This window comes from Serratia sp. NPDC087055, from assembly GCF_044900985.1.
GTDB lineage: Bacteria > Pseudomonadota > Gammaproteobacteria > Enterobacterales > Enterobacteriaceae > Serratia.
The window spans coordinates 2,378,662-2,403,485 of record NZ_JBJDOG010000001.1; the positions used below are offsets into that span (position 1 = coordinate 2,378,662).

25 protein-coding genes are annotated in these 24,824 nt (G+C 54.4%); 13 read left to right on the top strand and 12 right to left on the bottom strand.

What is annotated here, in order from left to right:
- Positions 1-3: 3 nt before the first annotated feature.
- A complete protein-coding gene (locus ACI2J2_RS11275) occupies positions 4-882 on the bottom strand; it encodes a LysR family transcriptional regulator (protein WP_404760117.1) in 879 nt (292 codons plus the stop codon).
- Positions 883-980: 98 nt separating this feature from the next.
- Here ACI2J2_RS11275 and ACI2J2_RS11280 point away from each other — a divergent pair, with 98 nt between their 5' ends.
- Complete coding sequence (locus tag ACI2J2_RS11280) at positions 981-1,904, top strand: DMT family transporter (protein WP_404760118.1); 924 nt, start codon at positions 981-983, stop codon at positions 1,902-1,904.
- Between the two features lie 108 nt (positions 1,905-2,012).
- A complete protein-coding gene (locus ACI2J2_RS11285; protein WP_209632231.1) occupies positions 2,013-2,561 on the top strand; it encodes a GNAT family N-acetyltransferase in 549 nt (182 codons plus the stop codon).
- A gap of 32 nt (positions 2,562-2,593) precedes the next feature.
- Here the strand turns inward: ACI2J2_RS11285 and ACI2J2_RS11290 are convergent, their stop codons facing one another.
- Together ACI2J2_RS11290 and ACI2J2_RS11295 are read right to left on the bottom strand one after the other, a co-directional pair.
- Complete coding sequence (locus ACI2J2_RS11290) at positions 2,594-3,514, bottom strand: DUF808 domain-containing protein (RefSeq protein ID WP_209632230.1); 921 nt, start codon at positions 3,512-3,514, stop codon at positions 2,594-2,596.
- Between the two features lie 97 nt (positions 3,515-3,611).
- On the bottom strand, positions 3,612-4,019 hold the full coding sequence (locus ACI2J2_RS11295) for a VOC family protein (protein WP_404760119.1): 408 nt from the start codon (positions 4,017-4,019) through the stop codon (positions 3,612-3,614).
- Positions 4,020-4,101: 82 nt separating this feature from the next.
- On the opposite strand from ACI2J2_RS11295, the gene ACI2J2_RS11300 reads away from it, so the two are divergent.
- Positions 4,102-4,557, top strand: coding sequence for a GNAT family N-acetyltransferase (locus tag ACI2J2_RS11300; RefSeq protein ID WP_404760120.1), 456 nt, complete (start codon positions 4,102-4,104; stop codon positions 4,555-4,557).
- A gap of 36 nt (positions 4,558-4,593) precedes the next feature.
- Here ACI2J2_RS11300 and pbpG read toward each other — a convergent pair whose 3' ends face one another.
- From pbpG to ACI2J2_RS11315, 3 genes are all read right to left on the bottom strand, one after another.
- Positions 4,594-5,523, bottom strand: a complete 930-nt coding sequence (gene pbpG, locus ACI2J2_RS11305; protein ID WP_209632227.1) for a D-alanyl-D-alanine endopeptidase — start codon at positions 5,521-5,523, stop codon at positions 4,594-4,596.
- Between the two features lie 162 nt (positions 5,524-5,685).
- Positions 5,686-6,789 (bottom strand): adenosylhomocysteinase, encoded by a 1,104-nt coding sequence (locus ACI2J2_RS11310; RefSeq protein ID WP_265554217.1) that lies wholly within the window; start codon positions 6,787-6,789, stop codon positions 5,686-5,688.
- A 47-nt stretch (positions 6,790-6,836) separates the two neighbouring features.
- Positions 6,837-7,781 (bottom strand): GlxA family transcriptional regulator, encoded by a 945-nt coding sequence (locus ACI2J2_RS11315; protein ID WP_404760293.1) that lies wholly within the window; start codon positions 7,779-7,781, stop codon positions 6,837-6,839.
- 91 nt (positions 7,782-7,872) lie between these two features.
- Here ACI2J2_RS11315 and ACI2J2_RS11320 point away from each other — a divergent pair, with 91 nt between their 5' ends.
- Together ACI2J2_RS11320 and ACI2J2_RS11325 are read left to right on the top strand one after the other, a co-directional pair.
- Positions 7,873-8,553: a DJ-1/PfpI family protein gene (locus ACI2J2_RS11320; RefSeq protein ID WP_404760121.1), complete on the top strand. Its 681-nt coding sequence runs from the start codon at positions 7,873-7,875 to the stop codon at positions 8,551-8,553.
- Positions 8,554-8,603: 50 nt separating this feature from the next.
- A complete protein-coding gene (locus ACI2J2_RS11325) occupies positions 8,604-9,167 on the top strand; it encodes a DedA family protein (RefSeq protein ID WP_209632224.1) in 564 nt (187 codons plus the stop codon).
- A 127-nt stretch (positions 9,168-9,294) separates the two neighbouring features.
- Here ACI2J2_RS11325 and ACI2J2_RS11330 read toward each other — a convergent pair whose 3' ends face one another.
- Together ACI2J2_RS11330 and ACI2J2_RS11335 are read right to left on the bottom strand one after the other, a co-directional pair.
- Complete coding sequence (locus ACI2J2_RS11330; protein ID WP_209634116.1) at positions 9,295-9,918, bottom strand: LysE family translocator; 624 nt, start codon at positions 9,916-9,918, stop codon at positions 9,295-9,297.
- 78 nt (positions 9,919-9,996) lie between these two features.
- Positions 9,997-10,890, bottom strand: coding sequence for a LysR family transcriptional regulator (locus ACI2J2_RS11335; RefSeq protein WP_209632223.1), 894 nt, complete (start codon positions 10,888-10,890; stop codon positions 9,997-9,999).
- Positions 10,891-11,023: 133 nt separating this feature from the next.
- On the opposite strand from ACI2J2_RS11335, the gene ACI2J2_RS11340 reads away from it, so the two are divergent.
- Both ACI2J2_RS11340 and ansP read left to right on the top strand, forming a co-directional pair.
- Positions 11,024-11,461 (top strand): PACE efflux transporter, encoded by a 438-nt coding sequence (locus ACI2J2_RS11340; RefSeq protein WP_130379645.1) that lies wholly within the window; start codon positions 11,024-11,026, stop codon positions 11,459-11,461.
- A gap of 446 nt (positions 11,462-11,907) precedes the next feature.
- Positions 11,908-13,371 carry an L-asparagine permease gene (ansP, locus tag ACI2J2_RS11345; RefSeq protein WP_209632222.1) on the top strand — a complete coding sequence of 488 codons (1,464 nt, stop codon included), beginning with the start codon at positions 11,908-11,910 and terminating at the stop codon, positions 13,369-13,371.
- Between the two features lie 38 nt (positions 13,372-13,409).
- Here ansP and ACI2J2_RS11350 read toward each other — a convergent pair whose 3' ends face one another.
- The gene (locus tag ACI2J2_RS11350) at positions 13,410-14,189 is read right to left on the bottom strand and encodes a 2OG-Fe(II) oxygenase (RefSeq protein WP_265554226.1); all 780 of its coding nucleotides are present in this window, start codon (positions 14,187-14,189) and stop codon (positions 13,410-13,412) included.
- Between the two features lie 112 nt (positions 14,190-14,301).
- On the opposite strand from ACI2J2_RS11350, the gene ACI2J2_RS11355 reads away from it, so the two are divergent.
- Positions 14,302-15,204 carry a LysR substrate-binding domain-containing protein gene (locus ACI2J2_RS11355; RefSeq protein ID WP_404760122.1) on the top strand — a complete coding sequence of 301 codons (903 nt, stop codon included), beginning with the start codon at positions 14,302-14,304 and terminating at the stop codon, positions 15,202-15,204.
- Positions 15,205-15,217: 13 nt separating this feature from the next.
- Here ACI2J2_RS11355 and ACI2J2_RS11360 read toward each other — a convergent pair whose 3' ends face one another.
- Positions 15,218-16,072, bottom strand: a complete 855-nt coding sequence (locus tag ACI2J2_RS11360) for an ATP-grasp fold amidoligase family protein (protein ID WP_209632219.1) — start codon at positions 16,070-16,072, stop codon at positions 15,218-15,220.
- A gap of 153 nt (positions 16,073-16,225) precedes the next feature.
- On the opposite strand from ACI2J2_RS11360, the gene ACI2J2_RS11365 reads away from it, so the two are divergent.
- The 3 genes from ACI2J2_RS11365 to ACI2J2_RS11375 all read left to right on the top strand — a co-directional run bounded on the left by ACI2J2_RS11365 (position 16,226) and on the right by ACI2J2_RS11375 (position 20,946).
- Positions 16,226-17,518 carry a flippase gene (locus ACI2J2_RS11365; RefSeq protein ID WP_404760123.1) on the top strand — a complete coding sequence of 431 codons (1,293 nt, stop codon included), beginning with the start codon at positions 16,226-16,228 and terminating at the stop codon, positions 17,516-17,518.
- Positions 17,519-17,547: 29 nt separating this feature from the next.
- Complete coding sequence (locus ACI2J2_RS11370; RefSeq protein WP_404760124.1) at positions 17,548-19,572, top strand: hypothetical protein; 2,025 nt, start codon at positions 17,548-17,550, stop codon at positions 19,570-19,572.
- Positions 19,573-19,902: 330 nt separating this feature from the next.
- Complete coding sequence (locus ACI2J2_RS11375; protein ID WP_404760125.1) at positions 19,903-20,946, top strand: NAD(P)/FAD-dependent oxidoreductase; 1,044 nt, start codon at positions 19,903-19,905, stop codon at positions 20,944-20,946.
- Between the two features lie 95 nt (positions 20,947-21,041).
- On the opposite strand, the gene ACI2J2_RS11380 is transcribed toward ACI2J2_RS11375, so the two are convergent.
- On the bottom strand, positions 21,042-21,902 hold the full coding sequence (locus tag ACI2J2_RS11380; protein ID WP_404760126.1) for a DMT family transporter: 861 nt from the start codon (positions 21,900-21,902) through the stop codon (positions 21,042-21,044).
- 81 nt (positions 21,903-21,983) lie between these two features.
- Here ACI2J2_RS11380 and ACI2J2_RS11385 point away from each other — a divergent pair, with 81 nt between their 5' ends.
- Together ACI2J2_RS11385 and ACI2J2_RS11390 are read left to right on the top strand one after the other, a co-directional pair.
- Complete coding sequence (locus tag ACI2J2_RS11385; RefSeq protein WP_404760127.1) at positions 21,984-22,922, top strand: LysR substrate-binding domain-containing protein; 939 nt, start codon at positions 21,984-21,986, stop codon at positions 22,920-22,922.
- Positions 22,923-22,997: 75 nt separating this feature from the next.
- On the top strand, positions 22,998-23,759 hold the full coding sequence (locus tag ACI2J2_RS11390) for an arylamine N-acetyltransferase (protein WP_265554235.1): 762 nt from the start codon (positions 22,998-23,000) through the stop codon (positions 23,757-23,759).
- A gap of 80 nt (positions 23,760-23,839) precedes the next feature.
- Here the strand turns inward: ACI2J2_RS11390 and dusC are convergent, their stop codons facing one another.
- Entirely contained in the window at positions 23,840-24,772 is a 933-nt protein-coding gene (dusC, locus tag ACI2J2_RS11395; protein WP_404760128.1) for a tRNA dihydrouridine(16) synthase DusC, read from the bottom strand.
- Positions 24,773-24,824 lie beyond the last annotated feature (52 nt).

Consider the following 24,824-nt stretch of genomic DNA (forward strand, 5'->3'; position numbering starts at 1 on the left):
CACTCAGCCGAGGGTGTCCACCAGCCGGGTAATACCGACAACGTCCGCATAGCAGTCCAATAAAAATGCCGTCACGGCGGCAATGCCCGGTGCATGACGAATGTCGTTATGCACCGTTAGCCAAATCTCGCGCTGGAGCGAACGCGTTCCCACAAGACGATCAAGCCCCAGTTCCTGGCCGATAAAATGAGGCAACAGCGCAATGCCCGTGCCGGCTTCCGCAGCTGCGGCCTGAATCATCAAGTCGTTGCTGCGCATGACCAGCGCTCGCTCGCCAGCCTGCTCCAACAGCCATTTCTGCTGGACCGATGCCGCCCGCGGATCGTGATAACCGATAAACCCCCATTCTGTCTCCGGCGTCGCCTGTAAATACCCCGCATTGGCATACAGACCAAATTCAACGGTGCCAATCTTTCGGGTGACCAGATCGCTCTCACTGGCGCGACTGAGGCGAATGGCAATATCCGCTTCCCCGCGCAGCAACGAGACGTTAGCGGTATCCGCCAGTAAGGTCAGCTGTAAATCGGGATAACGCCGCTGTAACTGGACAACGCGCGGCGCGATCAGCTTCAGCCCCATCACGGGCGGTACGCTTAGCGTTACGACCCCTGCAATGCCCTGTCGGCCGCTGAGTGCGGCGCGGCCGACCGCAAAAGCGTTGAGGGTCATGCTGTCGCCCTCTGCGGCGATTCGTTGTCCGTCGGCAGTCAGCAAGTAGCTGCGCGGGCGACGATCCACCAACTTTAACTTGAGCGACGTTTCCAGACTGGCAATACGCCGAGCGACGGTGGCGTGATCGACCTTCAAGCTGCGGGCGGCACCCGACAGCGATTTTTCCTGCGCGAACACCATGAAGTAGTGCAGATCTTCCCAATTAAACATGGGCGTTTTCTCACATCAAAAGTGAACATATGGGGAATATTAACGTAAAGAGTTAGAGCGCAAACTGTTTTCTGTTTATTTTGTCACCACAGGAAACCATGATGAAAACCTCGCTGCCGCTGGCCTATCTGGGCGTCATTGTCGCCACCTTTTTCTGGGGCACCAACTTTAATGCCGGTGCCTACATCATCGCCCATCAGCCACCAATCAGCGCATCTATCGAACGTTTCAGTTTGGCAACGCTGGCGCTGTTGGTGTTTTTCGGCCTGCGTGGGCAGCTGCGCCTGAGTACGCTGAAAAGCAACTGGCTGGCTTATTTAGGGCTGGGTGTACTGGGGTTCACGATATTCAATCTGTGCACCTTTTTCGGTCTGCAGTCCACCACGCCGGTCAATGGCGCGCTGATCCTCGCCACGACACCGCTATGGACACTGGTCTTTGGCGTAATTTGGGAGAATGAAAAACTGAACGGATCACGCATCGCCGGTTTGCTGGCTGGTTTTATCGGCGTGGTGTTGGTGATCACCAAAGGCCATATTCAAACGCTGTTGCGTCTGGAGGTGAGCCCCGGTGATGGCATTATTTTACTCGGTAGCCTCGCTTGGGCATTGAATATGGTTGGCACCCGTCGTCTGGTCCGTCATGCCACTGCCATCGAAAACACCAGTTATTCAATGCTGTTCGGCACCCTGGCCCTGCTGCCCCTGGGATTTATCTTCGAGAACCCACTGCAAAACCTGGCCTCAGCCAGCCTTGGCGTACATGCCGCCGTGGCGTATCTGGCACTGTGTGGGTCACTGCTGGCCTACTTGCTGTGGTTCAACGGGCTGGAAAAAATCGGTTCGGTACGCACCGCAATTTTCTTTAATCTGGCGCCAGTTTTCACCATGTTGGTGGCAACAGTCACAGGTACCGCCCCCAATGCTTGGCAGTTGGCCGGGGCAGCCTGGGTGATCCTTGGCGTGCTTTTGGCTTCGGGCATATTCATGCGTTTTATGCCACGGCGCTCGGCCATAGGTTAACCATAGGTTTTTCTTATCTTCAGCATAAGAAAGCCCAATTTACCTTGTTGTAGAACAGGGTGCATAATGCGTTTATCTTCTTATTTTTCAAGGTAAACAGGTATCTCTATGCCTCCAGCAGCTCCGCTGATGCTTGTCGACGCTACGCCAGACGACATGGCCGCCGTACTACAGATTTACACCCATCATGTGTTGTACGGCGCAGCGTCATTTGAAGAAATGCCCCCGACGTTGGAAGAAATGCAACAGCGCCTCAGCAAAGTGCAGGAAGCGGGCTTACCCTGGTTGCTCGCCAAACAAGCACATCTCGTGGTGGGTTATTGCTATGCCACACCTTATCGACCACGCCCGGCCTACCGGTTCACCGTGGAAGACTCCGTCTATATCGCCGAGGGTCAGCAGGGGAAAGGTATCGGTAAAGCGTTGCTGTCAGAACTGATTGCCCGCTGCGAACGCGGCCCCTGGCGTCAAATGTTGGCGACCGTCGGCAATGCCAAGGATAATCATGGCTCGCTGGCCTTGCATCAGAAACTGGGGTTTACCAGCGTAGGCACATTAAAAGCGGTAGGCTTTAAGTTCGGTGAATGGCGTGACACCCATATCATGCAGCGCATGCTGGGAGAGGGTAATCATAGTTTGCCGCAGAATAATAAATAAACCGGGTGCAGAAGATGCACCCGGCGAAATGATCAGGCTTTTAAACGGCCGCGAATCGTACCCAGAGCCGACACCACCAGCAGCACTGCACCGCCGGCAACCAGGCCGAACGCCACATTGAGTAAGGCGGGAATAACGCCCTGCAGGATATGACCGAAGGTCGGCACCACGGTGGCGTAAGATGCCCAGTCTTCAAACAGATGATGTACAGGCGGTAGGCCGTGGGTCAAAATGCCGCCCCCGACCATAAACATGGCGATGGTACCGACAACGGACAGGGTCTTCATGAGATAAGGCGCGGCACTGACAATCCCATTGCCGATCGAACGCACCAGCTCGCTGCTTTTTCGGCTCAGATACAGCCCCAAGTCATCGAGTTTAACGATGCCGGCCACAATGCCGTAAACCCCCACCGTCATGACAATCGCAATACCGCACAGTACGATCACCTGTTGGCTGAAGGTCGCGCCAGCCACGGTACCCAATGTAATGGCGATAATCTCGGCAGAAAGCACAAAGTCGGTGCGGATCGCGCCCTTTACCTTGCGTTTTTCGTAGGCCACCACGTCTTCCGTGGCGTCCAACGCGTCTTTTTTCTCTTCACCCGCTTGTTTGCTGTGGGTCAGGCTATGAAACACCTTCTCAAAACCTTCGTAACACAGGTAGGCACCGCCCACCATCAGCAGCGGAGTGATCGCCCAAGGCGCGAATGCACTGATCAATAACGCCAGCGGCACCAGAATCGCTTTATTAATAAACGACCCCTTGGCCACGCCCCACACCACCGGCAGCTCGCGGTCGGCCTTTACCCCAGACACCTGCTGCGCATTCAGCGCCAGATCGTCCCCCAAGACCCCGGCAGTTTTTTTCGCCGCCATTTTGGTCATCAACGAGACATCGTCCAACAGTGAGGCAATATCATCAATTAAAGTCAGTAAGCTACTTCCGGCCAAAGTGATCCATCCTTTTCAATGTCATTGGTCATTATCCGTTTAGCATAGTGTTAAACACCCCTGAATGGGTATGGGACGATCGCTGAAAACACCAAGGTTATCGGCCTAAATCACCGGCCGGCACGTTCAACTGCCAGGACAAACCAAAGCGGTCATTCAGCCAGCCGAAACGGGCGCTGAAACCATAATCATCGATCGGCATCAAGACCTCACCGCCCGCAGCCAGACGGGTAAAAATCCGCTCCAGTTCCGCGTCGGTCGCGAGATTAACGTGCAGTGACACCGCGGGGGTAAAGCTGAAATCGTGGCTGACTGGGCTGTCGGTAAAGACCAGGTTATGCCGTTCAAAATCGATAGCCGCGTACTTGATCCGCCGCGGCCCCGTATCCTGCTCATCATAATGCTGCACCTGCTGAACCCGGAAACCGGGGAACAGTTCGCTATAAAGATCAATCGCCTGTTGGGCATTGCCCTGAAACATGACAAAGGTTGAAACGTTACTCATTGGATGTTCCCTCTGCGTACGATAGGGTATTCATTGATGATAGCGGATGGATAAGCCGCCGCGACGGTTGAAAGGAGGAAAGATGACCATCACCCACCGTCTGGCCCAGTTGAGCGATCTTGCCAGCCTGCTGGCACTGTATCAGGAATTGCGCCCGCAAGATCAACCGATGCGCCCAGACACTGCGTTACGTGCATTGCAACGCCTGCTGGACAATCCGGCAATTCGTCTGGTCGTTAGCACCCTGGACGAACGCCCCATAGCAACCTGCATGCTGGCCATGGTACCGGGGCTGGTCCATCAAGCGCAGCCGTTCGGCATTATTGAACACGTGATCACAGCCCCATCGCATCGCGGGCAAGGCATTGCATCAGCGATGCTCGAATACACGCTGCAATTGGCATGGCGAAAAGGGTGCTACAAAGTGATGCTGCTCTCCGGCCAGCAACGTACCGGCGCACATCAGCTGTATCTGCGCGCCGGGTTCGACGGCGATCGAGAGCGAGGCTTTGTGATCAGACGCCCTGAAGGGCGATAACGGCCTGCAGAAAGGCTCCGCAGGCCGCAGAACAGATTATTCGGTGTCGTTTTTCGCCAGACGGGCGTCTTTTTGGCGACGATAGTCACGAGCCGCCGCAGGGATCGGCGTGACCTTACCGGTTTCAATCCAACTGCGCAGGCGGTTGGCATCAGCAAAGTGGGTATATTTGCCGAAAGCGTCCAATACTACCAACGATACTGAACGGCTGCCGATCACAGTACGCATCGCCAGGCAATGCCCCGCTTCGTTAGTGAACCCGGTTTTGGTCAGTTGGATGTTCCATTTCGGGTTGTACACCAGATGGTTGGTGTTACGGAATGGCAGCGTATAGTTTGGATCCTTGAACGTCGCCATGCGTTCAGTGGTAGTACTGAGCTGGCCGATCAGGGGATATTGTTTGGTCGCGATCAACAGTTTGGTCAGGTCACGTGCAGTCGACACGTTATGAATCGACAACCCGGTTGGCTCCACATAGCGTGTATTGGTCATACCCAGAGACTTCGCCTTGGCATTCATCGCTTTAATGAACGCGCCGTAACCGCCCGGATAATGGTGCGCCAGGCTGGCGGCCGCACGGTTCTCTGACGACATCAGCGCCAGCAACAGCATATCTTTACGGCTGATTTCGCTGTTCAGGCGGACGCGCGAATAGACCCCTTTCATCTCCGGTGTCTGGTGAATATCTACCGACAGCATTTCATCCATCGGCAAATGAGCATCCAGCGTCACCATTGCGGTCATCAGCTTCGTGATGGAGGCAATCGGCACCACTTCATCAGGATTGCGCGCATACATCACCTTGTGGGTCTGCATATCCACGACCATCGCACTGCCCGACGCCAATTCAGGCTCGGCGGCGCGGGTGACGGCATTATTTTCGCTGGCCAGCGCGCGCGGCGCGATGCCTGCTCCTGCCTGCAAAGCGAGCAGGGTTAGTACCAAAACACGTATTTTCACATGCATTACTCTGTCACTGAAGAAGATGAAGGTCTTATTTTGCCGAATTATATGTGAGGGATCTTAAGTTGGCACTGGGATTATGCGAGCCGATTTGTGACAAATTCTGTCGGACAGAAAATTGCGCAAACCGCGAGCGCTCTGGGGTGAGCGCCCGCGATAAAAAAGTTACAGTGCCGGTTGCCAGGCCGACTGCGGTAACAGATACAAACCGGGCGTTTGGCGAGCCCCCTCGCCAACGATATGACCAATGCCCGCAGCCATCACCGCCAGTGTTACGTCAAAGGCATTTAGGCTGTCACCGTAGCCCGCCGTCAGGTTAAACATCGACCCGTTAGCCAGTAAATAAACCGTTTTATCACCCAGTTGGTAGGCATTCACAAACGGCATAGGCTCGCTGTGCGGCAGGCTCTGCAAGAAGCCGACGTCAATTTCCGCCGTCACATGGCCGACGTTAAGAATGAATACGCCATCCTTCGCGTGCTGTAAGTGTTGTGCCGACAATACGTTTTTAGCCCCGGTGGCAGTGGCAATGACATCAGCTTGGCTGACTGCGCTCGCCAAATCGACCACGGCCCAGCCATCGTAACGTGCTTGCAGTGCGCGTGCCGGATCGATCTCTGCCACAATCACCTGCCCGCCATAGGCTTTTGCCGCCGCAGCGACGCCTTGCCCAACCAGGCCATAACCAATCACCACTACGCATTTTTCATGCAGCGTCAGATGGGTTGTCTGGAAGAACGTGTGCCACGCGGTCAGGCCGACCATATGGCGATTATGCAGCCCTTCTTTGACCGGCAAGTCATCCCAGTTGAAAATCGGATAACGCGGCGCCATACCGTTCAGCCGACTAATACCAGAACCGGTCGCCTCCAGCCCGGCGATAATCTGCGGCCCCTCGGTTGACTGGTGCAGGCGTGTGGTCAGGTCCGCGCCCATTTCACACAGGTGGGTCGGTTCCCAGGCCAAGGCGCGGTCAAACGATGCAGACCAGTCGGCGTCACTCATATCACGCCAGGCATACGCCTGCGCGCCGCGGCGCTCTAACCAGGCCACCACATCATCCTGCACCGTCGTCGGGTTACAGGTGGTTAAGTATATCGCTGCGCCCTTATCCAGTAAGCCTGCCACCAGCGGTGCCATTTTCAGATCCAAGTGCATATTGCAGGCCAACCGCACACCGCTTAAATCGGGCAACGCGGCAACGGCTGCACGGGTTCGTGGCATGTGACGCATGGCCCAATCCAGTTCACTTTCAAAATCCTGATACATCTGTCACTCCTCTACTGCGCCACGCCACCAGGGCGCGACGGGATAATTTAACCGGTGCGGCTCAGGCGCTTAATCGCCTGCGGCGACAGGCCAAAGACGCGAATAAATGCCCGCCGCATGCGCTCGGGATCGCTAAAACCCACGGCGCGAGCAATTGACTCCAGCGCTTCACTGCCCTCTTCAATCCGCACTCTGGCCGCCTCAACCCGCAGTTGCTCAATCACCTTGGCCGGCGTCTGGCCGGTTTCTGCGCGGAACAGCCGTCCAAATTGACGTTCGCTCAGACAGGCGGCATCAGCCAACCCCGACACCGTCAGGGGGTGATGCAGATGCTCGCGAACATAAGAAAGCGCGCTGCGAATGCGATCTGAGGACGGGTTCAATTCCAACAGCAGCGAATACTGCGACTGGCCTCCGGGGCGACGGTGGTACACCACCAGCTGCCGCGCCACGTTGGCTGCCAGTTCGCTGCCGAGATCTTCCTCAACCATCGCCAACGCCAAGTCGATACCGGCAGTGATCCCGGCGGAAGTCCAGACCGCGCCATCGCGGATATAAATACGATTACTGTCAACGCGGATGCGCGGATAACCCTGCTGCAAACGTGCAGCATGGTACCAGTGGGTGGTCGCTCGCTTACCGTCCAGCAAGCCTGCTTCGGCCAGAATAAATGCCCCAGTGCACACACTGGCCATACGCCGTACCTGATGGCTTTGCCGGTGCAAAAACGCCAGCAACGCCGCAGACTGCGCAGCGACGACATTACCGCTTCCCCCCGCAACCAACAAGGTGTCGAAGTGCCCCTCGTCGAACGGGTGCGTAAGCACTTCCACACCCGATGAACTCATCACGCTGCCCCCCAGTTCTGATAACGGCACACAGCGATAAACCGGGGTCGCCGTGAACTGATTGGCGTTATCGAACGCCGCCAATGGCCCAGCAAAGTCCAGCAGGTTAAAACCGGGGAAAACCACAAAGCCGATATTTTTCATCATGGCGCTTTTTGAGGGTTATATGTCATACAAGACAAAAACAGGGCGACTATTATGAGCCAAGTTAAATGATAAAACTGAGGCGAATATCATGTCTGAACCGTTAGTGATTGTTTTTCCGATCTATCAGGGTGTCACCCAGCTCGATTTTACCGGCCCACTGCAGTTTTTACGGCACATGCCAGGCGCAGAGATTGTCGTCGCCTCAGTCGGTGGCGCAGATATCAGCGCTGAAGGATTGCACTTTACCCAATTACAGAAGCTCGAAGAGGTGACTCGCTGCGACGTACTCTGCGTGCCCGGCGGTGCCGGTTGCACCCAGGCACTACAGAATGACGACTTTATGCGCCAGATCCGTCGCCTGGGGCCCAATGCCCGGTATCTGACCTCGGTCTGCACCGGCTCGTTGATCCTGGCCGCGGCGGGTCTGTTGAAGGGCAAACGCGCAGCCTGTCATTGGACCATGCGCGACAGCCTGTCGCTGTTTGGCGCCATCCCCAGCCACGCACGGGTAGAACGCGACGGCAACGTGATCAGTGGCGGCGGCGTAACCGCCGGTATCGACTTTGCCCTGGCGTTGATCGCCGAATTGCATGATGAGGAAACCGCACAGACGATTCAACTGTATCTGGAATACGCGCCGGCGCCGCCGTTCCTCGGGGGAACACCGGAGCTGGCACCTGCGCATATTCTGGCGCGCGTTCAGGCACAAATGGCTGACAGCCTGCGGCAACGTCAGGCACTGGTGGCGCAGATGGCCTCCCGCGGTTAGTCCACAGGGCGTATACTAAACCTTATGTGTTATAGACATAGGGAATCAGGATGGCGGATTTAGCCCATTATATTACGGACTACGGCTATTGGGCGTTGTTCATCGGCTGCCTGGCCGAAGGCGAGACCATCACGCTACTCGGTGGCATTGCCGCGCATCAGGGACTGTTGCATTTACCTTGGGTGATTGCCGTCGTGGCCTTGGGTGGCACACTGGGGGATCAGGTGCTGTTTTTCCTCGGCCGCCACTTTGGTGGACGGGTGATTTCACGCATGAAAAGCCAGGAAAAACGTATCGAACGGGCCAGAAAATTGATAGCTCGTCACCCGATGCTGTTCGTGATTGGCGTTCGTTTTATGTATGGTTTTCGCATTATCGGGCCCGTGTTGATCGGAGCCAGCAAGTTGCCGCCGTCACGCTTTGTGCCGCTGAACATTCTCGGTGCCATCCTGTGGGCAACGATCTTTGTACTGCTGGGGTATTTCGGTGGTGAAGCGATTACCCGCTTTATTTCCGGCTTCGACAAACGACTCACCAGCGTGCTGTTTTGCGCACTGGTGATCGCCGCTATCTTGCTACTACGGTTTTGGTGGCGCCGCCGCCATGCCGATTAAGGCTATACCCAACATAATTGGCGTTGCATTGAGGCGGCGACGAACCGCCCCCGAGAGCGTACACAGAGTACGTGATCGGGGTAAGTGCAGGCAGCAAGCCAAGATGCCACTTCAAGCGGGCAAGGCACTATCGGTTTAGCATCAGCTTCAGGCCGAGCAGCGCCAGCACACCGCCACCGAGCCGATCGAACCCGGCTTTAAAACGTAGATAAGTGCGCCGCGGGCGCGGTGACGACAGGACAAATGCCACGAAGGCATACCACACGACATCGATCGTCAGTGCGATCACTGGCAGCACGACATACATCACCGGCGAAATTTTATGGCTGAGCAACGCGGCAAACACACTGCCAAATACAATGGCGGTGTTGGGGTTGCCCAGTTGCGTCAGCAAGCCGGTGGTAAATGCCTTGCGGAACCCCAGGTGTTGCTCACCAACCGCCTCTACGCTCAGCGGCTGGTTGGCGCCTCGCAGCATTTTACAGGCCAGATAGATAAGATAAGCACCCCCCAACACTTTAAGTGTGGTGTAGAGCCACGGCAGCGCCAGCAGCAGTGACTGCAACCCCAGCAGGGCGATGAGCGCAAAGATAAAACAGCCGACGCCCATGCCCAATGCAACCGCCATACCGTCGCGGCGCGAAGAGGCAACGGCGGTACGCGCGACAAGAACAAAGCTTTGCCCTGGGCTCATCGCCCCGAGCGTAATCGCCCCACTAATGCTTAATACCGATAATGCCGTTTCGCTCATCATATTTTCTGCGCCCCCTGACATCCCATTGCTCAAAGTAGCGCAGCGATGAAAATAAAAGCAATGAGATAGCGGGAATTATTCTGTTTGCGACATATCACGCATCAACGCCACCAGTTCACCGGCGGCCTTATCCAGCGGTCGACTTTTTAACCAGATCAGATGCATCGGCAAGCGCAGTTCATTTTTGGTATTTTTGAACTTCAACCGGATGAGACGCCCCTGCGCCAACAAAGGTGCAGTCAGCGACAGTGGAAAATTCCCCCAACCCAAACCGGCCTCAACCATACTTAGCGCCATCGGCAGGCTGTCGGTACGCCAGTAAGACTCCGCCACGCGAGGCCGCAGATCGGCAATAGGCAGGTCGCGGCTGGCCACCATAATCTGCCGTACGTTGACCAAATCCTCGAGAAACAGCTCATCCGCCACACCGTTCAGCGATGAGTGCAGTGGCGAAAGTGTGGCTACCAACGATTCCGCACCCACGAAATGAAACTGTTCCTGGCTGTTAATATTCAGGCCACCAAACGCCAGGCAGACACCCACCCTGCCCTGGTGCAGCATATGAAGCACATCATCCTGCGGGGCCGTCAGCACTTCGATATTCAGCAGGGGGTAGCGTTCAGCCAGCGTTTTGATCGCCACCAGCAGACCGCTGCTATTGATGTCCGAGGCGACACCGACTGATAACGTGCTCTCTAACCCTTGCGACAGCTCGATAGCATGGTTCTGTAATTGCTTAAGCTGGTCGGCAATCAGCCGCGCGTGCGGTGCCAACGCCAATGCCAACGGCGTCGGTACGGGTTCACGGTGCGAACGGTCAAACAATGGAAACCCCAATTCTGCTTCCATGTTGGCGATGCCCATGCTGACCGCAGAAGGCACGCGGCGCAGTGAGCGAGCGGCAGCGGAAAACGAACCGCGATCCAATACCGCCAGAAACAGCTCAATATTATCGCTGGAAAAATTCATTGCATTACCTGTCAGTAAAACTGACAGCTCCTGACTTTTTCTATCAATATGATTGACGCTATCTTACTCGCCAGACGGCAAAAGGTCACCCGACCGCAAAGCCAAAAATTCAGTCAGGCTCAGGAGATAAGTAATGCAGGGCGTTAAACGCAAACTGGTGTATGTCACCGCCTATGAAATTATCGGCATGACGATCTCCGCACTCGGATTAGCCTTGCTTTCCGGCAATGCGCCAAGCAGCACCGGGCCGTTGGCCGTGATCATCACGACGATCGCCGTAAGCTGGAACTTTATTTATAACTCGCTGTTTGAACTGTGGGAAAGCCGCCAGGCATCACGCGGCCGTACGCTTAAACGCCGTATTCTGCATGCCATCGGTTTTCAATTAACGCTGGTGGTGTATCTGATCCCGCTGATCGCCTGGTGGATGGGGATTACGCTTTGGCAGGCGCTACTGCTGGATATGGCACTGATCGTGATTATCCCTTGTTATACCTTTGTATTTAACTGGGCCTTCGACAAAATCTTCGGGCTGCCCACCTCGGCACTGCCAGCCGGCGAGTCAGCTTAAGAATTAGCCGTTAATCCCCCCCTTTGCTCCCTGCCTGCCCAGAATATCGCCGCAGGCAGGGAGACGCTTATTCCCCCCTTTTTTCTCATCGCGAATAAATAAGCTAAACACCCTGTAGTTTGCGCGGTAATTATTATTGTGTGATTTTAATCACTTTTTATTCCTCGTTATTTCCGTCTTGATAAAATCAACCATCTTATTGAATAATATATTCTTTTATATATAGCGCAAAAAACAAACACAATTGCTCACGATTTATACGCAGGAATTTTTGCCACCTTTACAGAGAAAAGGTAGCATGCTCCGCCGTTATTTAATGGCGGCTTGTATACACAATAAACAACAGAATGATGCCATGACCTCATTCTTATAACGATTGGCAATAGCAATCGTTTGCTCTGAAACCAGAGCAGGGTAACTCTACAGACAGGTAAACAGGACGGATGATGCAATCAAATAAAAAGTCTGCGCATGACAAACACGCAGCCAGAAGACGATGGTTAGATTCCCATGAATCCGGTTATCACAAAAGCATGGGCAATCGGCAAATACAGATGATCGCCATCGGCGGTTCGATCGGTACCGGCTTGTTCCTCGGCACCGGCGGCCGCCTGGAATTGGCCGGCCCGGCGTTGGCGCTGGTGTATCTGGTTTGCGGTATTTTCTCTTTCTTCATTCTGCGCGCATTGGGCGAATTGGTTCTGCACCGCCCTTCCAGCGGCAGTTTTGTGTCTTACGCCCGTGAGTTTCTCGGCGAAAAAGCCTCTTATGTCGCCGGTTGGATGTACTTCCTCAACTGGGCGATGACCGGTATCGTCGATATCACCGCAGTGGCGCTGTATATGCACTACTGGGGCACCTTCGCCGACGTCCCGCAGTGGTTGTTCGCACTCTGCGCCCTGGGGGTGGTCGCCACCATGAACATGATCGGCGTGAAGTGGTTTGCCGAAATGGAGTTCTGGTTTGCGCTGATCAAAGTCGTCGCCATCGCGTTGTTCCTGGTGGTTGGCGTGGTATTTCTCGGTACAGGCACCCCGGTGGCGGGCAACACCACGGGCCTGCACCTGATTACCGAAAACGGCGGCATGTTCCCACATGGCTTGCTGCCTGCGCTGGTGTTAGTCCAAGGGGTTATCTTCGCCTTCGCCGGGATTGAGCTGATCGGCACCGCTGCCGGTGAGTGCAAGGATCCGGCCAAAATGATGCCAAAGGCTATCAACAGCGTTATCTGGCGCATTGGTCTATTCTATGTCGGCTCGGTCGTTCTGTTGGTGCTGCTGTTGCCATGGAACGCCTACCAGGCGGGACAAAGCCCGTTCGTGACCTTCTTCAGCAAGCTGGGCGTGCCTTATATCGGCACCATCATGAACATCGTGGTACTGACTGCCGCACTCTCCAGCCTCAACTCTGGCCTGTACTCCACTGGCCGCATCCTGCGTTCGCTGTCGATGGGCGGTTCAGCGCCGAAATTCATGGCCAAAATGAGCAGCCAGCAAGTGCCCTACGCCGGTATCCTGGTGACCTGCGGCATCTATGTGATTGGCGTTTTGCTGAACTATTTGGTGCCTTCGCGGGTATTTGAGATCGTACTGAACATCGCGTCACTGGGCATTATAGCTTCCTGGGCATTTATCATCGTGTGCCAGATGCGCCTGCGTAAAGCCGTGCGTGAAGGCCGCGCCCAGCCGGTATCTTTCAGAATGCCTGGCGCGCCCGTCACCTCTTGGTTGACGCTAGCGTTCCTGTTGGCGGTCGTAATCATGATGGCGTTTGACTACCCGAACGGCACCTGGACTATTGCCACCATTCCGGTACTGGCGGTGTTACTGACGCTGGGCTGGTTCGGCCTGCGCAAACGCGCGCAGGAAGTGAAACTGGAACAGCAAGCACACGAAGACGCTCACCACTAAGCCGCTGAACTGCCCCGTTCGGGGCAGTTCTTTTATCTCTACAATCGGCCGTAAAAAGTCATTCTGGCACTCTCCGACAGCGCAATATCCGGCTGGGCATTGTAGGCCAGGACCACCAGCATCCGGGTGGTATCCCCCTCCGTCGGCGTGACGCGATGCATGGCATTGCGCCCACGGAACAGCACCAAATCCCCCTCTTCCATCGTCAGCGGCTTCGCTGCCCGCTCACCGTCCAATACCTCGGAAACACCGGCATAATTCATCTCGCCACGATCGGCATCACGCAAGTTTTCCACATATTCAAAGCGCCCCCCGGCCTGGGGTTTTTGGATCAGCAGCGTGATGGCGAACGACGAATTGTCAAAATGCCAACCCAGCTCTTGCCCTCGGTGGGCATAATGCAGGTTGATAGAAGACAGCCGGTCCGCGTAAGGGTAAAGGCGCTGCTCTTCCAGTACCGCACAGAGAAAGTCACGGAAGGGTTGTGCGTCGTACAGCGTGCGCAACGGTGACTCAGCCGGGATCTCTTCGTCGGTAATGCAGCCTTTGGATGAAACAACCAGCCGGTTGCGTGCATGATTGGCCGGTAACGTTTCGTCCTGTGGTTTGAGGTAGACGTTATGCTTGCTGGCTGCGTAAAACGCAGCATGGCCGTTCTGCGCCCCTTCCAGACGCACCCTTGCCAAGGCCGCTGCCGTCAGGAAGCCCGGCAATACCAGCGCCCCGGACGTATCCAGCGTCGCTTTACAGCGAGCCTGAAAAGCGGCGTCGCCAATCGGGTTGGCGGATAAATCAATGATATGAGCGAGTGGTTGCATCAGAGGCTCCTGTTGGCATTAGGCCGGATAACCCCACTGTAGCGAATGTCACATTGCCGTAATAACAAAAATGCGTTAAGGATATGTTAACCAATTCTTAGCGATAACTGCCATGAACGCACCCACCCGTAGCCGTCTGCCCAAACTGAGCGCTATTCTGGCTTTTGAAACCGCCGCTCGCACCCGCAGCTTAGCCAAAGCGGCAGACAGCCTGGCGTTGACCGCCGCCGCCGTCAGCCAGCAAATCCGCCAGCTTGAGCAGCACCTGGGCATTGTGCTGTTCACCCGAGCCAAAAGCGGCGTAACACTAACCGAACAGGGCGCGGATTACCTGGCGTACGTGCAGCAGGCATTTGAGACACTGCGTATCGCGCAGCAGCATGTCGATCGCCAGCGAGGCAAGGAGACGCTGACGCTATTTGCCCTACCGGCACTGGCATCAAAATGGCTAAACCCGGTGATTGGGGGCTGGCTTACGCAACACCCGCAGGTCGATATCCGGCTGCATGCTACCCACGGCGAAGTGGACTTCGCCAGCTCAACAGCAGACTTTGCCCTGTGTTTTGGCGATCAAGACTACCCGCTATTGGAAAAAGTGCGTTTGTTTCAGGACGCTGTTCAACCGGTGTGCAGCCCGCAGTTGCAGGCGGCTGGCGACTGGACGCACCAGCCGCTGATCCATGTCGATTGGGGTAAGGAAAGCCAGTTCCTGCCGGGGTGGCATGAATGGTTTAACGCAGCCGGCTTGCCTCCACCACAGCGACGTGGCCTGACCTATAACCTGACCTCATTGGCAATAGATGCCGCTGTGGAAGGCCTGGGTATTTTACTTGGCCAGCAACAACTTATTCAGCGGGAACTGGCCAAGGGGACATTGGTGCCGCTGGCAGAACCGGCGCTACCGCTCAGCAAGCCCTATTACGTGGTTTATCCTCAACGTACGCTGGAAAAACCCAAAGCAGCTGAGTTTCTTGCGTGGCTACAGAGCATCTCGCCTGCAGGCGGCGGGCAGTAACCTACCACAAGGATCACCACGCTTTAGACATCATCTCGCCCAGCAGAAGATTGGTGGCACGTGGCAAATAGACTTCGTTGCCAGCACCTGGGGTAAGCGTCAATTCGCCGATGTATATTTGCTCACGTGTGAGATAAAAATCGACGCGGCAATAGTCCAAATCCGCGGAAACCGCTTTAGCGACCTGAATCATCTCATCCCAGAAAGCCGGTTTTTCATACAGCGTATTGACTTGCGGAATGTCTGCCTGGGTAAAAAAGCAATGGCGTGCATGCTCATCTAAAAACTCCAGCGAGCTCGGCTCAGGGCCACCACGCAGCAATTCGACAAACACGTAAGGCCGTTTTCCGTTAAATACATGCACCTTGTAGTCAATCAATTCACCGTCACATTCAATATCCAGCAGCTCTTCGACGATAACCTGCTGCGGAATATTTGCGTAGTGCTTTTCTCGATACCTTTTCCAATAGGTTATTGCAGACCATTGCTTAAGAATATTCGCAATATCTTGATAGGATACCGTGCTTTTATCTTTCACTATCTTGACTTGTTGTGACGCATTATTTGTTTTGATAACAAATGATTGTGGTAAAGAAAGATAGTCTTGTTCAGTGAAATTAGGCGTCGCCATAATAATAGGCGTTAGGTATTTATCCGACACCCGCTGGGCAATATACTCCCTGACCGCCATCTTATCCGCTAACATACTGAAATCATTATGCGGATAGCGCATGCGTCGATAGATTTTTTCTGAAAATGTCTTTGGGGATTTGAAGTTAACAAAAGAGCCGTGGACAAGGTAATGGCTGACTTGATAATAAATAAAATCGGGCGCGGCCCGATAGAGTCGTTTTACGAGTTTTCTCATTCTTCTCTTTCTTCCATGAACATAGCATACGTAGAAATGCTTCTGACACTCCGGTTATAGCATCTCAATTATAAAACCCTGCGAGTCATCCCTACAGAGGTTAAGGAAATAATCGGATAATTCCTATTAAAAGATGCGACAGGGAAAGCGCGAATGAAATTAAATTTCATAGATATCAGGATAGTGAGCAATGCGTTTTGGATGATATCCGAAAAGATGGTGTCCATCTTGGGCGTGATATTCATCACCGCCTATATGGCAAGATATATTGGCCCGGAAAGCTTCGGCAAGATCACCTTTGCTACCGCCATTTTCGCCATTACCCAAACGCTGGCGCTACTGGGTTCCGATACCGTTCTGTTCAAGCGAATTAGCCGCAATCCAGGCTCTGGAACTGCGCTGATGTTCTCCACCAATCGGCTGCGCCAAGGCTGTTTCATCGTGCTCTCTGCAGCAATATTGATTTACACCGGCCTGCGAGAAGACTTCATTACCTTCTACTTTTGTGCCGCCACTTTTGTCGCCAGCTTTTTCTCATTGAGAGACGTCTTCACCATTTACCATGATGCCCGGCTGGAGTCGCGCTTCAATACGTTGGCCAACGTGGCCGGGCTGGGCAGTGCGCTGCTGGTGCGTTATTTGATTGTGTATTTTGATCTTCACCTGTATTACCTGGCGATCCCGATTGTGATGGTTTATTTGATCCCCTATCTGATTCGCCACCACATGTACCACCGCCGCCATCCGCGCTTTATCGCACCCGGGCGCGTTCGGCGTAAATATGTGCGCTATTTGCTCGCCAGTGGCCTGCCGCTGGCAATATCCAATGTTTCCATCGCCATTTATACCCGACTGGCGCAGTTGTTCCTGATGTGGTTTGTTTCCGCCGAAGCGCTGGGTATTTACTCCGTCGCCATTACCCTGGCAACCGCCTGGATGTTTGTCACCGATGCGGTTATCACCTCGTTTTTCGCCAAAATATTTGCTTATCACCGCAATGATGCCATGCGTACCGCAGCCAAACTGAATGGGTTGGTGCTGGCGATCTCCGCCGCGATCGTGGCCGGCATTGTCTTGCTCGGCAAACCGGTGATCGTCTTATTGTACGGGGAACAATACTTAGCCGCTTATCCTGCTATGGGGGTATTGGCGGTTGCCACCCTGCTTTCCGCGCTGGGTACCCTGGCCTACAAATACATTGTGATGTTCTCCGGTTACGGCTTCCTGTCGAAGAAGATGTTCCTGGTGTTTGTCATCAATATCCCGCTGTCGTATTGCCTGATCCGTCAGTACGGCATGATGGGCGCCGCCTACAGCACTTTGCTGACTGAGCTGTTGTCGTTGACCGTTCTCAACTACCTCTTCCGCCGCGGCGTGGTATTGCAACTGCACCTGCGTTCGCTGAATCCGTTGACCTATTTCAGACGCTCCCCTCAGGGAGGTTAATCAGGTCCATAACCGCGGGTGCGTTAATTGTGCTTCCCGTTCGCCCGCTGACAGCGGGCACAACGCTCAGTGCTAAAAATGCCCTCCCCCTCCTGTTAATTTACTCCCACAGACCGAAAGCTTCACAAACGAATCTCTTTCGGTCTGCATATTTTTATATTCAAAACAACTCTGCGTTACTGGAATTATTAATTTTCAAAAGCCTACATAACCGAAAATGTGAGGATAACCCTATGATCGCATTAAATGACTATGTCACTATACGTGCATATACCGGCAGCGAATCAACCGTAATGATTGAAAATAGCTATCACCACGGTGTATTCCTCCGTGACAGTGGAGACACGACTAGTTTGGATAACGGTGCCACTATTCTGCGTGATACTCAGAACCGTTGTTGGAAACGTATTATCAACAACGGGAATTACAGTATCGACTGGTGGTATCAAGCTGGCGATGAACAGGACTATTCTCTGACCATTAACCGCGCCAGCAATTTTTTACAGGTTACAGGTGACGAATGGTGGAAATCAGCCATTCCGACTACGCCCGCAGGTATTAACCTTGTTGGGCCAGGGGGTGTACGTCAATGTAAAACCACTGCCAATTTGAAACTCTGGAAAAATTCCGTCGATTTTAAGGGCACTATTCTGGATTTCCGCGGGGCGACCGATATTGAATGCGTACGAGTGCTTTACAGCTCAGGTGCTCCGGCCATTTATAACCTACGTATTGTCGGTACTTCAGATGCAGCAGCCAACCTGCGTGGCCTGTGCGTTTATAGCGATGCGGTGAATATTCACGGCATGCCAACCAGCCAATTGCTGGTGCAAAACGTATGGCTCACCGACCTGTATAAAGGTATCGTATTTGGCAACAATGCCTATATCCAAAGCTGGCACAGCATTATGGTACGTGGCTGCGGCTGGCCAATTTGGTCAGACAGCACCGCCAATGCCGGCGAAAAGATTGTGTTCTACAAATGCTTGTTTGGCGACGGTAGCAACTTTTATCAAGGTGTCCATTCGCTGGCATTCCGTGATTGCTCATTTGACTACAGTGGTTTTAGCAGTGTGGCCGATCAACAAGCGAATACTGACTATGGTTTATTCGATGTTAAATCCGGCACGCTGGACTTTAAAAACTGCCACTTCGAATGGGGAAATAAAAATCGCCGTAACTCCCGACCTGTATTTACCAGCAATAACGGCGGCACGGTAAAAATCAAAGACAGCCAGTGGCATAGCGTTGAAACCAATGTGACTGACCCAGGCAGCACGGTCCCCTATCAATACGTTGAGTATTTCTATTTCGATAAGTCCAGCGATCTTAGCGGTAAATGCTACATTGACGGTTTCGATCTGATTAACTCAGATATTAAAAAAGGCTGGTCAAACAACCATATCGAAATGAAAAGGATTGGAGCGCCGGGCTACATTAATATGTGGCGCTTATTGTATTTGGGGGATGGTGTTAATCATCTTCCTGAACCGACCTGGAAAGAAAATAGTGCGTTATTGCTGAACAACGTTTATGCCGCCACCGGCAACCGAATTTCACAAACAGAAACCTCAGACCTGGCGATTACCCTGAAAGATGGCGTCATTACCGCAACGACCAAAACAGCGGCAACAACGGACAAAAAAATTGAGATTTATTTCCCAATTGAAAAAAATGATCTGGTCTTGTGGCGCACCACACTGGAGAACCTTAAAGGTCTGAGCACGTTGGATGTCACCGTGGGTACTTACCAAGGGAAGTATGAGCTTAACGGCAACGCCGGGGTCAATATCCTACTTGAGAAAGCCTGTCAGTGGGGCAGGACCGGGACGGTAACCCCGACATCTTCGGCAACCATGACTTCGGATCGTATTACTGCACTGAACTCTGCCGAGTATTTGCCGTTGCCTGAGGGCTATGTGAACTATGCCCGTATCCTCATTATCCTGAAAAACTTCGCTGGCAGTGCCACTAGCCCAGCTTCGGTAGATATCACCAAACTGTTGTGCCAGAAAATCGATATCGTTTCCCGCAATCCGCGTAAAGCCTGGTAACGTACAAGAGTCGCCTCAAACAAGGCGGCTCTTTATCTCTTTATGCAACTCGTCATATTTGGCTCCAAATATGAATAACGCGACTTCATTACCTCTTCCGCCGTGGGGATAGTATTGCAAATGCACTTGCGCTTGCTGAATCCGTTGACCTATATCAGACGCTCCCAGCACGCCGGTTGAAAATGCTTGGCCTTGGGCGCCCCCGGTCCATTGCCGTAGTGCTCTTTGAGGGACGTCACCTGCTCGACAGCACAGCCGCATATTTATCTGCATGACATCGTTAATTTATGGGATAGTTTGCGCCCGGTACATGTGAGGAAGAAAGTCAAAATGGGTCTCCCGGACAAGCATATTATTATTGTGGGCGCAGGCATTATTGGCGCGTCAATCGCTTATCATTTGGCCCAACGCGGGGTGAAAGTTACTGTACTTGACCAAAACCACCCGGCTTCAGGTGCCACCGGAAGCTCTTTTGGCTGGATCCACAGCACGGTGAGCGAGAATTCGCCAGACGTGCTGCTCCGCCGTGCATCTGTGGCCGACTGGCATCGGCTAGAAAAAGAAGTCCCGGAACTTTGGCTGCATTGGGCCGGTGCGCTGAGTTACGATGCTGACTCGTTGGAACGTCAGGCCACCGAAAAAATGCTTGGCCAATCCGATATCGCCCGGCTTGAGCCTGCGCTGAATAACCCGCCTTCGAGAGCATACTTTGCAATGCAGGACGGTGCCGTTGACCCTATCGATGCCACCCGTGCCCTGCTGGACAAAGCCTGCGGCCTCGGAGCCGTGGTAAAAACTCAGACGCCTGTCCTTGGATTCACCCGTGCAGGCACTGCCATTACCGGCGTTGAAACCCCGCAGGGAACATTCAACGCGGACTGTGTCGTGCTGGCCTGCGGCACGGGTATTTCTCCCTTGCTAAACGCCATAGAAGTCCCGCTTCCCGTTTCAGCCTCGCCTGCCATTCTGTTGCGCTACGGCACACAGGATCGGGTCATCAACACGCTCCTATCGGGGGATGACATGGAGGTTCGCCACGCCCGCAACGGCGATATTCTGGCCGCCGAAGATTACCCGGCAACGGGCGGCACTGACAAAATAGCTTGCGACGCCCTGGCGGCAATCAACGACAGACTGAGAGGAACAGGATCTGCACACCTGCTCAGCCAGTCCGTGGGACAGCGGCCCGTACCGCAGGATGGCTGCCCCGTTATGGGGTTTATCGAAAGCCTCACCGGTCTTTACGTGACGGTAATGCACCCAGCTGTAACCTGTGCAGCCACGGTGGGAAGGATGGTCAGTGAAGAGTTGATCACGGGAAAAAACAGCGAAATCCCAGCGCGTTATCGGCCCGCTCGCTTCAGCAATGAATAACAGCTCAAACAGCCAAACCGGGCGACATTCAAAGTGGGATTGAATGTCGCTTGAGCAGAACAACGCCCCAAATAGGAGAGTTGATAGGTGGCAAACTAGCTCGATTTCAAATGCAGTACCACGGCGCCAACTAATACCGTCAATACCCCCAACCACTGTAGGGCAGAAAGCCGCTCCCGTAACAGCAATGTGCCCAGCAGCGCGGCAATACCGCCGGACAGGGTGCTAAGCACGGTAACTACAGCCACCGATCCGCCGCTGGCGCCCACGGAAAATGCACTAAAGCCGCCCAGGTTGAGCAAACTGGCTGCCAGCAGCAACCCGGCCTGCCGCCAATCGGGTCGCGACACCAGCGCTCGCCGCTGCGTTGTTAGCGTCAGCAGAGCCAGCAACCCCAGGGTATAACCGAGCCACAGGCTAACGCTGGGACCCAATACCGGCAGCGTGTATTTTCCTTGCAGCCAGAACCCCGTGCCGTAACAGAACGCGGCGAGCAACGCGAAGACGATTGCCGGTAACGATGATGACCGGTGGCCCGGCTGCCGCCCTGGGCTTATCGCCGTCAGCATTACGCCCAATAGGCAGATCGCCAACCCTGCCAGCGTCAACGCAGTAAGCTGTTCTCCACTGATCCACGACAACAACGTAGTGACAGCGCCATAGCAGGTGACCAGTGGAGCCACCATCGCCGCCTGGCCGATGGCAAAGGCCTGTGACAAGGCTAACGAACCACTCACCATCAAACCGGCAGCCAGTAGCGCCAACCCCCAAACTGCGCCTGAAGCCACAAAGACAGGTGACGTTGAGACCAACAGCAACGCAGTAAAAATCACAAAGCCGATCGCTTGAGAAAAAAATACTGCCCTGCGTACCCCCACCGATCTGGCGTTAATCCCAACCAAAAAATCCGTACCGCCCCAGCACAGCGCGGCAGCCAGCCCCATCAGTATATCCACGTCGTATTCCTCTTGAACCTTTGCCTCAAAAGTATGCAAAAAATCACTTGTGGAACATCGATAGATTGGCAATATGGTTGAATGAAACTCAAGCTGAACGCTCAACCACGTCTGCCATCGCTGAAGGCCTTGCATACATTCGAGGTTGCGGCGCGCTGCGCCAGTTTTACCGAGGCCGCAGAAGAGTTGAACGTGACACTGGGTGCGGTCAGCCGCCAGATACGCCATCTGGAGAACGAGCTGGGGGTCGAGCTATTTCACCGTAAAGGTAACGCCGTTGCGCTCAATGAGACGGGAAAACGGCTAGCGATCGACGTTACCCGTGCACTGACGCTGCTACAAAAAGCCAGCGATCGCGTTCGGCCAGAGCAACAGCAAACACTGAAACTGACCTGTACGCTGGGGATTGCCAGCCACTGGTTGGCAGTGCGCCTGCCGGCATTGCGCCGTGCCGATCCTGATGTTTCGCTGGTGCTGGACGCCAATGAAAGCCTGCGCGATATGGCCAATGGCGAAGCGGATATCGCCATTCGTTACAGTCCAACGCGCACCCCGCCGCCACACTCCCGTGAGCTGCTCGCCGATGCCTTCGCGCCGTTGGCAAGCCCAGCATTTCTCGCTGCACACCCTAAACTCGCCACCCCTGCCGATGTCGCCCAATCGCAGTTGATTCACTCACCGTGGAAAGATGCTCAGGGGCTGGGGATCGCCAATTGGCAAGACTGGTTCATGGCCTTTGGTGAGGGTATTACGGCGCCGCGCGGCATTCTCACGTTCAATAGCGTCGGTCATGCGCTGCAGGAAGCAATAGAAGGCAATGGCATTGTACTCGGAAGCCTGGCCGTCGCGCAGGATGCGCTGGCCACCGGCAAGCTGGTGCGGGTGTTTGACGAGGATCGGCAATTGCCTGCCGCCTACCAGTATCGCCTTTGCTGGGCAGACAGCGCGTTCGTTAGCGCCACCACCCGCCGCTGGGTAAATCTGTTGCTGCAGGCCGCCGGCAAATCCCCGGCGTTCTGACATAGCACTTATTGCCCTCACAACGTTGCCAAATCCAACTATTTTATGTTCAATTTTTCTGCTGTGAGACACGCCGTGGACAGACAACGTTACCTGCAACATATTGGATTCGCAGGCATCCCCCAACCCGACCTTCCGACGCTGCAACAATTACACCGTGGTCATATGCTCAAGGTTCCCTTTGAAAACCTGAGCATTATTTATCATCAGGGCATTCATCTGGAAGAGAAGGCGCTGTTCAGTAAAATTGTTGAACACAACCGCGGCGGCTTTTGTTATGAGCTAAACCGGCTATTTGCTTTGTTGCTGCAGGACATTGGCTTTAGCGTGCATTTTATTTCCGGCGAGATCCGCGCCCGTGACGGCAGTTTTGGCCCGCCGTTCGATCATATGGCACTGCTGGTCGAGCTGGATCAGCCCTATCTGGTGGACGTGGGATTTGGTGATTCCTTCCTGACCCCGCTAAGGATCACGACGGCCGAGCAACAGCCACAAAGCACCGGCACCTTCCATTTGGAACAGGAAGGCGAGGTTTATTTTTTGGAGCGTCGCAACGGCGATCAGCGCTCGCACGCCAAAACGCTCTACCGTTTCAGCCTGCAAAAACGCCAACTCGACGAATTTACCGACATGTGCCATTACCACAGCACCTCGCCGCAGTCGCATTTTACCCAGAAACTGGTGTGCTCCCACGCCACGGAAAACGGCCGAGTGACCATCAGCGAGAACAAACTGATTATCACCGAAGATCACCACCGTCGGGAGTCGACGTTGCATTCGGAAGAAGAACGCCGTGAAGCATTAATGCGCTATTTCTCGATTGATCTGGACGACTGAAACGCTGAGCTAACGCGGGCGCAACCTGCAGCGCCCCTACGCGAGGTATTGGTGTAGGCTTGGTTGGCGGGTGTAGACTATTACGAGCAGCAAATCACCCGGGCGATATCTTTTGAATTGGTCAGTGCGCGCACTTCACCGAACAGCTCAGTCGCTTCATCATATTCTTTACGCAAATACCCCAGCCATTGCTTGATGCGCGCCACGTGGTACAAGCCGGTATCGCCCTGCTTTTCCAAATGAACGTATTTTTGCAGTAGCTGCACCACCTGCGGCCAGGCCATGCGCGGTTCATTGTATTTCACTACCCGGCTCAAATTTGGCACATTCAGCGCGCCGCGTCCGAGCATTACCGCATCGCAACCCGTCGTTTGCAGGCAGTCTTGCGCACCTTGGTAATCCCAGATCTCGCCGTTGGCGATCACCGGAATGGTCAGGCGCTGGCGGATCTCGCCAATCGCCGCCCAGTTGATACGCTCCGCCTTGTAACCGTCCTCTTTAGTGCGGCCATGTACCGCCAGCTCCGTGACGCCGGCCTGCTGCACCGCATCGGCAATTTCAAAGCTGCGGCTGTCGCTGTCCCACCCCAGTCGCACTTTTACCGTCACCGGCAAGTGGGCTGGCACCGCCGCACGCATGGCCTTAGCCCCCTGATAAATCAGCTCAGGATCTTTAAGCAGCGTCGCCCCACCGCCGCTGCCGTTCACCAATTTCGACGGGCAACCACAGTTAAGATCGACGCCGTAAGAGCCCAGTTCGACCGCACGCGCAGCATTTTCCGCTAACCACTGCGGGTATTGCCCCAGCAGTTGAATGCGCACCAGGGTGCCAGACGGTGTGCGGCTGGCGTGATGCAATTCTGGGCACAAGCGGTAAAAAGATTTGGCAGGCAGCAGTTGATCAACCACGCGCAGGAATTCGGTGATGCACAGATCGTAGTCGTTCACCTCGGTGAGCAATTCGCGCACCAAAGAATCGAGAACGCCCTCCATCGGAGCCAATAATACGCGCATGATTACCCCTGCTAAAAAAGACGCGCAATGATACGGGCGAACCCCAGTATCA